The organism is Barnesiella sp. An55 (assembly GCF_002161555.1).
Classification (GTDB): Bacteria; Bacteroidota; Bacteroidia; order Bacteroidales; family Barnesiellaceae; genus Barnesiella; species Barnesiella merdipullorum.
Genome location: NZ_NFHZ01000010.1, coordinates 115373 through 126394 on the forward strand (window position 1 = coordinate 115373; position 11022 = coordinate 126394).

An 11022-nucleotide genomic window follows, 5' to 3' on the forward strand; every position below is an offset into this window, starting at 1 on the left:
AACGGCGTTTATTGCTGTGCAGCCTGCTGTTCGGCCCGCGAAGCCAATATATCGTTGGCATGTTCAAAAGCCCATCGCACCACCTCGCTCAGTACCGGCATAAAACTTTCGCCTCGCTCGGTGAGGGTATATTCGACCCGTGGTGGAATCTCGGCATAGACCCGGCGGGTGAGCATGCCGTCTTCTTCGAGTGCCCGCAACGTAACGGTGAGCATACGCTGCGAGATGTCGCCCAGCGAGCGCTGTATGTCGTTGAACCGCATGGTACCGTTCTCGTGAAGGGTCTCGAGTACCAGTACCGACCATTTGCTGCCCAGTCGGCTCAAAATGTCCCGCACGGGACAAACGCCGGTGTGAAGAAAAGTTTTCATCTTATTTAACACTTTCTATGCTTCTGATTTTCTGTATTCGTTACCTCGGTGTAACTTACCTATGCCGCTGTGCCTTCTTGCAAGGAACGGCCGAAAGTACCATCTTCGCACTACAAAAATAATGAAGTTATTTTTAGTAACCAACTATAAACAAATTTAATCGATAAGGAAATGGAAGCTATTCGTAAAATCAATGAGGGCGAAAAATTCACCTATGCCACAGTAGGCGACTTGAGCGCTTTTGCCGGCAAACAGTTTATCAAAGATTGTGTAGGGACCACCAGTTGCGAAATCTCGTTCGGCACCTTGAAGCCGGGCGAAGCTGTCCCCTTCTTTCACAGCCACAAGGAGAACGAAGAGATCTATTTGATTTTGCGGGGCTCGGGCGACTTCCAGGTCAACGACACGGCCTTCCCCATTGCCGAGGGCTCTATCGTGCGTGTAGCCACCCACTGCAACCGCTCGTTGCGCTGCACCTCAAACACGAGCATGCTCTACCTCTGCATCCAGGCCAAAGAGGGTAGCCTCGAACAATGTACCATGGGCGATGCCGAAATTACCGAGCAGGCTACGGCTTGGAAATAAGGCGCTACCTCTCCCTAAAAACAATCGCAGGGCATCCATCCCGTTCAAGGAATGGATGCCCTGCGTTTTATCTGGGCCCAAGAAGAGCTTACTTAAGCGTCACTTTCACCACATAGTCGATGCAGTCGTCGGGGATATCGACCGCAAAATCGAGACGACCTTTCTTATAGGTATAGTCCATGCGGCGATTTTCGCCCAGCACCTCTACCCGTTTCACCTTCTGTGGCAGGGGCATACTCACCCGGTCGATGGCCGTGTCGAGCAGATGCACATAGAGGCTGTTGCCGTTGCGGGTGGTAATGATACTGTCGCCCTGATTGCAGCCGCCGGCCGTGGTAGCATAAATCGACTCGCCATAGCGGTCGAGCCACTTGCCCATCTCGGCCAAGCGTTCCAAAGCCATCTCGGGCAACGTACCGTCGGGTTGCGGACCGACATTGAGCAGCAGGTTAGCCCCTTTGCCCGAGGTGCGCACCAATAGCCGAATAAGCTCCTTGGTCGATTTATAATAGTGATCGGTCACCCGGTATCCCCACGAGTAGTTCATGGTCTGGCAAGTTTCAAGCGGCAGAGCGCTGATATCCTGACCCGAGAGCCCCGCCTTGTTTTCGCCGGGAACATCGCGCTCGAAGATTTGAATATCTTCTCCCTCGAAAGGTACCTGGTGATGATTGTTACCCACCAGACATCCGGGCTGCAAGGTGTGAATGAGTTTATACTGTTTTTCCAGCTCCCAATCGAAAGGCACGGTATCGACATCGTGATCCCACCAACCGTCGAACCAGATAGCTCCGATTTCGCCATAACGGGTGAGCAGCTCGGTCAACTGGTTGTTCATGAATCGGTAATAGGTCGGCCAGTCGGCACGGTCCAACCGTTTCGTCCCCCTACCCGTTCGTCCCGCGGGATAATCCTCGCGAGTCCAGTCGATGTGCGAGTAGTACAGGTGCAGCTTGATGCCCTGCCGGTGACACTCGTCGGCCAGCTGGCGCACCACATCGCGACCATAGGGGGTATTCATGATGTTGTAATCGGAGTATTGCGTGTCCCACATGGAGAATCCCTCGTGATGACGGGTCGTGAAACAGATGTATTTGGCTCCGGCCGCCTTGATGGCCGAGACCCAAGCCTGGGCATCGAAACGGTGCGGATAGAAGGCATTGGCTGCCTTGGCATACTCGCGGGCATCGACACTGTCGTTGTTCATATACCATTCGCCCTGGGCAAACATACTGTACAGTCCCCAATGCAGGAAGACTCCGAAGCGGCTCTCGGCAAACTCTTTTCTACTCTCGAGATTCTCGGGTGCGGGTACATACTTCTGCGCCGGCACTCCTGTGGCAAACAGGCAGAGGCAGGCCGCCAGGACAAACCATCTCTTCATGTGTATCTGTTTTTTGTTTTTTATGTGTGACAAAAGACCGGGGCACAGTATGAGCATCATGTTTCCCACGGCCGATACAAAATTAGAAAAATCTTTTTAATACCCGTTTTATCGGGTGGACAAAATGAGGGCTGGCCTCATTGGGGGGATATCGACAGGAAGGTCCCTGCCCCTTCATCATGAAACGAGGGACTCTCTCCCCCTCGGGAAAAGAGCCCCTCGCTTTACCTTATTATAAAATGTGTGAAAGATTATTTGCTACGCTCCAGCTCCAGCACCACTGTGCTGCCCTCGGCCATCAGAGCCAGATGTCCGTTCGCGAGCATGCCATAGGCACACACGCTGTTCAGTGCGGCAAGCACTTTGTTCTCGGTATCCATATCGGAACAAGCCATACGGGTCGAGGCTACGTTGGCAAACGAAATCGAATTCTCCACCGCGGTATCGTGACGAATCTCGCCCGACAACCGGTTGCAACCCGAGTTACCGCTCACCCGATTGGCGGCAATTTCCAAGTTGAGCGACGGAACATTCTCCATACCGGCAGGCAAAGCGGTACCATTCACAGCCACTACCGTCCACTCGCCATTCAAGCGCGACAACGGCACGACCTCAAAATGTTTCTGCAACCGCATCACCGGCGACTTGCCTGCCCCATAGAGCAACAGATCCTTGCCCGAGAAGGCCATACTTCTTACCGAAGCCAGCGCATCGAGCACACTGCGCTCGGTATTCAAGTCGGGACAAGCCATCATCGTAGAAGCCATGTCGCCCAACACGATTTTGTTGGGACTCGAAAAATTCAAAGCCCCCATCAGACGGTTACAACCACTATAACCATAGATGCGGCTCTCCTTTACATCAAAGCCAATAAAAGGTTGCGACTCGGCCTGGACCGGTTTCCCCTGAATCTCTACAATGTTCCATTCCCCGGCAATATCGTTTTCGTTTACAGCCACAGCCTCCTTGGCCGTGTGGCACGATACCAATACGAGCGAGGCTGCAGCCATCGCTATCGATAACCATTTTGTTTTCATATTCTCTTTTTTAGTTTCTATTCTATATTTATTTCCCGACAACTCTCTTGCCGTTTTATAAAGTAAAACAAAGATAGGAGCCAATACTGCACCTTTTTATATTAAAAACATTTAAAAACCGAAGTTTCACTACATTTTTTGTCTCTCTCAGTAGGGGAACCGTACCCCCATTGCGTTTTAAGAATAACTTTACAGATGTTACAAATCATCTAAACAGACCTCGACAATGAAGAAGATTCTGTTCCTGACACTGGCTACCGTCACGCTCCTCATGAGTCTGGCGTGCCATCGACCAACCGCCCCGGCCGAGCAATCGGAGGAGCTACAAACGCTCCCATCGCAGCCCTTCAACGTAGAGGGACGCTTGATTATCGGGCATGAGGTAAGCTCGTTTGTAGCCGACGGCGACACTACCGAATATTGGGTAACCGATACTACCGGTATGTTGCAAGAGCTGTATCGCCAACCCGTGGGCGAACAAGCCAAGCCCTACACCCCGGTAAAGGTCGCACTGCAAGTGACCGACTGCGGGAAATCGACCGAAGGCTTCGCCGCCGAATACGATGGAGTCTATCGGGTAGAACAGATTATCAACATCGCCCCTCTGGCTCCATAAAGCCCAACTCAAAGGGGCGCACAAGAAGAAAATCCAATCCCCCTCTTTCCTAGATGAGAAGCGACGGACACCCATACTCCCACGGGGCCGTCGCTTCATTTTTTTGTTAAAGACTCACCACAATAGAGCCACCCTGCTCACCAGAGCGAGCAGCTCTCTTTGAATTATTTATCGTCGATGTGCGACGAAATCCGTTTCGTATTGTTGGCAATCGAAGCCAAGGCCCGATACAACTCGGCCAGGAGGCGTGCCGATACCACAATCAAGAAACCCATGATGGGATACACAATCACCATCACTATACCTGTCCCCAGCGGCAACAGGCTATTGATTACACTATCACCTCCGCCGAACAACATGAACAGCAGCGAGGCTACACAGCCCAATATACCGATATAGAAGCCCATCCACTCACCCAGAGTCTGGATAAAATGCGACACCATAGGAATGGCTACAAACTCATTCTTCTCGTGCAACATTTCTTTCAGTTTCTTCTGTCTGTTCATCCAAAGGAGGAAACTCATAGCGCCAAGGGCCAACAAAAGAATAAATACCAGCACAAAAGCAAAGATTGTCCCACCGGGCATATACTTAAATATTCCACCCTCAACAGATAAGAAAATTACCACAAAAGGGAAAAGCAGATTCAATGCGGCAATAGCAATGTATAGCCAGCGAAACGGTTCTCTGAAAAACGACCCGTTGTCGATATACCGCCATACAGGATCAAGGAATGATAATAACTTGTCATCCATAGTAAAAAATATTTTTATGCAGGCCTTCAATTTGTCCCTCAAGCATGCAAAAGAGGCCTTTTGCCTTTACATGCTCTCTTTATGATTAAATGGTGAGTATCGCAATAACTCGAATTTATATTCTCAAAATTTAACTACTCTATATTCAGGTAAACGGTATAATCCCAAAAGACTTAAAGCCCCCATCGATGATACCGATTCTCCTCTGAGTCTCTACAAATATAGTGAAAATCTTTTAAATCCAATGAATATATATTTTTTTCTTATAGTATCTTCCGCTTATTCCATACCCGATTTCAATAGTCATATCTCTGGCCTCGCATCGTGTGTGATATAAGATATATGTGATACCCATATAAAAAAGGAGCGCCGAAATTCGACACTCCCTCAATGCTTTCGTAGCGAGACCGGGGTATGATCCCGGGACCTTCCCGATTCTGCATCGGGACGCTCTAACCCTTCGCTATCAACTGCTCGATATACACTCGACTTTTCTTATCCTTAATCTCTCGTTCGCGACTAATAGCGGCTCTCTTTTCTGCATAGGACTCACTATATACCAACTCCCAGGGTCGGCCGCTCCGTGTACTCGGGGTCGCTCCTGCATTGTGCTTGCCCAACCGTCCGGCGATATCGTGGGTATAACCTACGTAATATCGGTCGCGGGTGCGTGAGTATATTATGTAAACGTAATCACTAGTGTCCGGAGAAAAATTCTCCGGACACTAGTGCTCTAACTCAATCGGACAAGTCCTCTTCCAGAGGGCGGATATCCGTGAAATTTATAATCAGCCGACAACTCCCGTTTGTGTTCCGGAGGCGGGTTCTGTCGAGCAACCTACTTTATGGTAAAATTTCTCCGGACAGCAGTGATACCGAAAATATAAATTGGTAGCAATGGAAGGACAACCGCTCCGATGGTGCGCATTACGATTTCCTTGAAGTCGTTCATCATATCCTTCAGCGCCGTGGTGTAGAGGCGCGACAGTCCGATGCCGACGGTGAACGCCAGAAACAGTGCCGTCATCACGTTCATCAGCGGTGGTATGCTGATGGTGAAGAACGGAGTGACACTGTTGTTTTGGCTCACTTCCTCAATCGGTATGCCCGTTGTTATCATGCCGGGGAACAAAGCCGCTCCGGTGAAATACAACAGGAAGCCGGAAAACAGTGTCGCGCAATAGGCAACGAGTGTGGTGACGAGCAGCATTTTTCCTGCCGACCGGCCGATGTCGGCAATGGCAGGAACCACCAGTCCCACTATAATAAGCGGAATGATAAATCCGAGAAATTCGCTGAACAGCGCATTGAAGGTGACGAAAACTCTCACCGCCCAGTCGGGCATATAGTTTCCGAATACGATTCCCAGCAGAATGGCTATCAGGATACGCGGCAGCAGTCCGATACGATGTTTTTTCAAAGATATAAGATTCCAGAAATTCATAGTGTGGAGTATTGTTATTGTGTAGATGCAAAGTTACATTTTCCCTTTAGTTCTGCAAGCGTTGAAGAAAGTTTTTGAAGTGTATTTTAAATAAGAGACCGGTCCAACTATTATTGGGCCGGTCTCTGTTTTATTCATCAAAGTTTGTTGTTCCCTTGATTATTTGCATTTTATTGTAATGCAACTTGTTGGGCAAAAACTTTTCCATTGCAGCTGATTTTGAATATATATATTCCAGTTGCACTATTATTGCTTATTGTAAAACTATTTGTTTTATTCTGTGCAGAATATACAATTTTTCCATCGAGGCTTATTAGTTGTACGTTGTCAGCTGAATATCCGTCAATCATGGAAACGTGTACCTCATTTCCTGATACATTATAATGAAAATACTTGTCAGTTTCAAGCATGTCTACTTTGGAGGTCGGTTCGAAGCGCGCTGAAATAGTCTCATAGAAAGTATTTACTGTAATAGTGTAAATGCCTTGTTTGTCACTATCAACAATCCATTTGGTGTCGTTTCCGCCGATTCTGAAACTTGTTGATTCGAGTATTTTTTCATTTTCAGTATATGGGTGTAGACTGTATGGATCCCAAGTTCTTTGTCCAAGAATTTTGAATTCGTTGCTTCCGACATTTTCAGGACGTATTTTTAATTCACCTGTGAATACAAACTGGTCTGGATTGTTGGTATCCTTTGTAAAAGGGATGGCAGAGTCAACATTCCAGCCGCATTCGGTTGCACCTCCTACGATATACAACATTTCCGGTGATTTGTATATTTCTGCATTTACTTCTTTTGCAGCCAGGTCTATTTTTATTTTATAAGCAGGATCTGCAACCATGACGTTCCATCCAGGTTGTTTTGAGTCTGTTGTTGTTGTCAGAGTTGTTTTGCCTGTAATGTCCATTGCTTCTTCAGAAGGAATGATATATTCTGTTGTTTCGTCTGGTGTCGGGGTTGTCATTATTTTAAGTTCTCCTTGCTGTAGTTCGCCGTTGTAAGCGAAATTGGCTACTCCATAAATTTTTGATAATTTTACAGTTCCTTCTGGAATAGCTGTTCCAGTTATCCATAATTCTTCCGGTATTTCGACATTGGCCTTTTCAACTACCATGGTAAGTTTCTTCAAATCGACGGTAACTGTATAAAACCCGGATTCTGATAACATGAATTTATGGTCATTGCCGCTTTCATTATATACGAGGTTATGAGATTTGCCGAGTTCAATAGGCTCATTTTCTGTTGGAGCATTAAAAGATGGTTGCCAAGTTCCCAAAGTGTTGATGAATTTGAAGTCACTTGCTTTCAACGGACCTGTCCAAGTGAAAATGGCGTTTTCTTCAGTTGTGGAAACCGGTGTCATGTATTCTGCCTTATTATTATCCCATCCGTTAGGTGCTGCACCTCCAATAAGATAGACTTGGGTGTAATTTTGGGCCGCTACTTTTAAGAAAAGTAAGGCAAGGATAAGCATTAGTGATATACGTTTCATAGCGTTAATTTTTAATAGTTAGTAAATGTGTTTTTGATTAAAATTATAAAGTCTTAAAGAATAATTTTTTGTGTTTGAATATGATTATCGTAAGTCAGTTGAACAATGCATAATCCGTCTGAAGGTATTGTTGATAAATCAAGCAGGATATTTCGGGCGTCTTTGAAATGGTCTGACAATAGGTTTTTTCCCATAACATCGAATAGACTTACGTGTATATTATTGCAATTTTTGTCGAGAGAAACTTGCATTTGTCGGCTATCGCTTGAGTAGGAAATGACAGCTTGTTTGGATTCCTTTATGTCGTTAATAGAACTCATGCCGTGTGTTACAACTATTTTTGTTTCCTGATCACATGCAATTTTAGGAAGGTAAATTATGGCTGTACGTTTTGCGCTGTCATATTTCCAAGTACCAGGCTTTTCATCGTTTGCATAAGTATATGTAAGGCCGTTGACAACTACATTCTCAGGCTTATTGACGGCTAATAATTCAATATCGTAGCTACGTTCATTAAGCATTCCGTTGAAATATCCTTCGATAGGGTGAATTGTATATATACCCTCATTCCCATTTTTTTCTTGGGTAATAGGTGTAAAGGTAAATGCTCCGTTTTCATAATTGTCATTATCATTTTCATCCTCGTAATAGCGTAATTCACCTTTTGAACCCGGGATGAATTTTAATATCAATTTGTCAGGACGGCTTTTCAAATCCATTAATTCGGGGAAATATGGAATGATGGCACCTTCTTTAATATAGTGAGGTATGTCACTTTGTGTAAATGTACGGGTATAAGACTGGTTACCTTCTAAGATTTCACCAGAACAAACTTCATACCATTTACCTTCTGGTAACCATATCGTTTTACTTATAGTTCCGTCTGCATCTGCAGCTTTTACAATTGGAGCTGCTAAAATATCATTACCAAACATATATTCATCATCGTGCTTATATGCTTCGTTGTTTTCTGGCCATTCATAATATAATGGACGGCAGAGGGAAATACCTGTGTCGTAGGAAACGCGTGCTTGTGTATATATATAGGGTACCATTGCGTATCTAAGTTTTACCGCTTCGCGCATTAATGGATAGTTGGGATATTTCCACATTCGGCGTTCGACGTCCGGATTGTTTGAACTATGTGTACGGATTATTGGGGAAAAAACACCAAATTGGATCCAGCGTAAAAATAACTCGGGATTGTTTTCTCCGTTTTGATGGTGTCCGCCTATATCATGACTCCAGTATCCGTAACCGACGTTGGAAGCTGTAGATGTGAAGTATGTTTCAAATTTTAGAGTTTCGAATGATGTGTGGGAGTCTCCTGAGAAACCTATCTGATAACGATGACTGCCCAATCCTCCCCAACGGTGGAAAATTATCGGACGGGCTTGTCCTTTTGCTTTCATGTCATTGTAAAATACATGATTGCACCAAAATGTGTTACTGAGTTTTTCTTCGTTTTCTGCAAGCAGCCATTGTTGCCAGTCAAGCCACCAAAAGTCAACTCCTATATTTTCATGTGGGCGGATTATGTTTTTAAAAAAGGCTTTATAAAAATCTTCATTTTCCAAATTCCATCGAATAGTACCATCTTCATTGATGATGCTGTCGGCAGTCAAATCCATACCTCTTGATTGAAGGTCATTGTAAAGTGCCTGATAATTATCTTCATAAGGGGCTATTCCATAAGCTGGGTGAAGGTTCAATGTGGCTTTAAGTTTCTTTTCGTGTAGCCAGTTTAACAATCCTTTAGGATCTGGAATCAAACGTGTGTTCCAACTCCATCCGGTCCATCCACCTTTTCCTCCGTCAAGTTCACTTCCTGAGTAGTGCCAATCCATGTCGATGACCATGACATCTTGCGGCAGGCCGTTTTCTTCCATTTCTAAAGTCAGATTCTTATAATCATCTGCACTATAGTCTTCATATTTTGAATACCAGTAACCGAATGCATACATTGGTGGCATAGGAATTTTTCCGGCTATGCGAGTGAAGTCATAAAGAGCTTTTTTGTAGTTGTGTCCATATCCCATGAAATACCAGTCCATTGCAGGCGGATCCTGACGTTGAGATACCCAGTCAACACCATCTTCACGCTTATCTAACATTAGGCTGATGCCTCCATCTGCTCGTTCAGCTGTCTCATCAATTACGTACCATCCCGAACGGGAAAGAAGTCCGTCTTCCATCTCCGCACGTTTGTTTTCTCCGTCGGCACCATCAAGCGTGCGCATTGTTCCCTTTAGGTTTAATGGGTCTTTTTTCCAAGGATACCAGACGACAGTCTGTCCATCCACCTCAAATGTAATTTTTAAATTTTTAGAGCTGGCTGGATTGAATGTGCCAGGAAAACTGTTTAAGCGATATTGTAATAATAGTTTTTCTGTTTTGATGTATAGGAATTCTTCGTCTTCCCATGTTTCATATTCTGGAACAGGTAAACGACGATTTATCACAGTAAATGAAGCACGGTCTTCAAAGATTTGTTTGTCACTCCATTCTATACGAATCATTTCAGGGGTTAGAATTGTAAAGCGCATATCCCCAGATCGGACAATAGCTTTTGGATCTGCTACAGGATTGTTCTCTGCTGCTAATATTTGCAGAAATGAAAGAATAAAAAATACACAGATAAGTAAAAGATTTTTCATGTTTTTAGTTTTTTGTTAGTGTTTAAAGTGATGTGTTTATGCAAATATAATTAGAGCAGAAAGGATTGTAAAACAAGAGTAGGAATAAAGTAGTAGAATTAAATGTTAATTACAAGATAAACAGTGAATTATGTTTTTAATTCATTATAAAAAGTAGAGTTCGGTTGCGTATTTATTGCGATTGTTTCTTTGAAAACATACGTAACAAACATTTTTGATTTAGTTGTTTGATTTTTTAGTTCTGCAAGCGTTAACGGCTGTGAAAACTTGCCGTGTCGGGTATTTTTTGCACACTTCTTGCCGGAGTGTGTTGCACACATGGAACGCAAATGTGTAATATAGAATAACTTATGCAATTTTTTTGCCCGAGCCGACTACAATCTGCGAAATTATTTCCTAATTTTGCGAGAGTCCTTAAGGAAAGGACGTGTAAAACCATTAAAAAAGAAACGCTATGAGTCATATTGAAGAAGTGGCAAACCGTCTTAAAGGTTTGCGCGACGCGCTGGGGCTGACGATTGCCGAAATGGCGTCGGCTTGCAGTGTGGACGAAGAACTATATCACTAGTGTCCGGAGAAAAATTCTCCGACAAGGGTTTAATTATTAAACATCAATAAGTTATAAGCATTAGAAAATTTTTCGATTAGAACATCAGTAACTTTGCGGTAGCCATCAA

General features: G+C 44.7%; 8 protein-coding genes and 1 pseudogene. 2 read left to right on the forward strand and 7 right to left on the reverse strand.

Annotated features, from left to right (window positions below):
* Positions 1-8: 8 nt before the first annotated feature.
* Positions 9-371, reverse strand: coding sequence for a helix-turn-helix domain-containing protein (locus tag B5G10_RS07780; protein WP_087424170.1), 363 nt, complete (start codon positions 369-371; stop codon positions 9-11).
* A gap of 171 nt (positions 372-542) precedes the next feature.
* On the opposite strand from B5G10_RS07780, the gene B5G10_RS07785 reads away from it, so the two are divergent.
* A complete protein-coding gene (locus tag B5G10_RS07785) occupies positions 543-956 on the forward strand; it encodes a cupin domain-containing protein (protein WP_087424171.1) in 414 nt (137 codons plus the stop codon).
* Between the two features lie 88 nt (positions 957-1044).
* Here B5G10_RS07785 and B5G10_RS07790 read toward each other — a convergent pair whose 3' ends face one another.
* Complete coding sequence (locus B5G10_RS07790) at positions 1045-2340, reverse strand: alpha-L-fucosidase (RefSeq protein ID WP_087424179.1); 1296 nt, start codon at positions 2338-2340, stop codon at positions 1045-1047.
* Positions 2341-2591: 251 nt separating this feature from the next.
* On the reverse strand, positions 2592-3377 hold the full coding sequence (locus B5G10_RS07795; protein ID WP_087424172.1) for an META domain-containing protein: 786 nt from the start codon (positions 3375-3377) through the stop codon (positions 2592-2594).
* Between the two features lie 226 nt (positions 3378-3603).
* Here B5G10_RS07795 and B5G10_RS07800 point away from each other — a divergent pair, with 226 nt between their 5' ends.
* Positions 3604-3993, forward strand: coding sequence for a hypothetical protein (locus B5G10_RS07800; protein WP_087424173.1), 390 nt, complete (start codon positions 3604-3606; stop codon positions 3991-3993).
* Positions 3994-4157: 164 nt separating this feature from the next.
* Here the strand turns inward: B5G10_RS07800 and B5G10_RS07805 are convergent, their stop codons facing one another.
* The 4 genes and pseudogenes from B5G10_RS07805 to B5G10_RS07825 all read right to left on the reverse strand — a co-directional run bounded on the left by B5G10_RS07805 (position 4158) and on the right by B5G10_RS07825 (position 10345).
* Positions 4158-4748 carry a DUF4282 domain-containing protein gene (locus B5G10_RS07805; protein WP_087424180.1) on the reverse strand — a complete coding sequence of 197 codons (591 nt, stop codon included), beginning with the start codon at positions 4746-4748 and terminating at the stop codon, positions 4158-4160.
* An 871-nt stretch (positions 4749-5619) separates the two neighbouring features.
* Positions 5620-6168 (reverse strand): annotated as a pseudogene (locus tag B5G10_RS07815) (cation:dicarboxylase symporter family transporter); the annotation flags it as partial.
* 194 nt (positions 6169-6362) lie between these two features.
* On the reverse strand, positions 6363-7688 hold the full coding sequence (locus B5G10_RS07820) for a SusF/SusE family outer membrane protein (protein WP_087409724.1): 1326 nt from the start codon (positions 7686-7688) through the stop codon (positions 6363-6365).
* A gap of 53 nt (positions 7689-7741) precedes the next feature.
* Positions 7742-10345 carry a TIM-barrel domain-containing protein gene (locus B5G10_RS07825; protein WP_025279392.1) on the reverse strand — a complete coding sequence of 868 codons (2604 nt, stop codon included), beginning with the start codon at positions 10343-10345 and terminating at the stop codon, positions 7742-7744.
* Between the last annotated feature and the right edge of the window lie 677 nt (positions 10346-11022).

Excerpts from the sequence above, each read along its gene's own strand:
- B5G10_RS07780 (WP_087424170.1), bottom strand. The coding sequence starts at position 371 with ATGAAAACTTTTCTTCACACCGGCGTTTGTCCCGTGCGGGACATTTTG.
- B5G10_RS07800 (WP_087424173.1), top strand. The coding sequence starts at position 3,604 with ATGAAGAAGATTCTGTTCCTGACACTGGCTACCGTCACGCTCCTCATG.
- B5G10_RS07790 (WP_087424179.1), bottom strand. The coding sequence starts at position 2,340 with ATGAAGAGATGGTTTGTCCTGGCGGCCTGCCTCTGCCTGTTTGCCACA.
- B5G10_RS07795 (WP_087424172.1), bottom strand. The coding sequence starts at position 3,377 with ATGAAAACAAAATGGTTATCGATAGCGATGGCTGCAGCCTCGCTCGTA.
- B5G10_RS07805 (WP_087424180.1), bottom strand. The coding sequence starts at position 4,748 with ATGGATGACAAGTTATTATCATTCCTTGATCCTGTATGGCGGTATATC.
- B5G10_RS07785 (WP_087424171.1), top strand. The coding sequence starts at position 543 with ATGGAAGCTATTCGTAAAATCAATGAGGGCGAAAAATTCACCTATGCC.
- B5G10_RS07825 (WP_025279392.1), bottom strand. The coding sequence starts at position 10,345 with ATGAAAAATCTTTTACTTATCTGTGTATTTTTTATTCTTTCATTTCTG.
- B5G10_RS07820 (WP_087409724.1), bottom strand. The coding sequence starts at position 7,688 with ATGAAACGTATATCACTAATGCTTATCCTTGCCTTACTTTTCTTAAAA.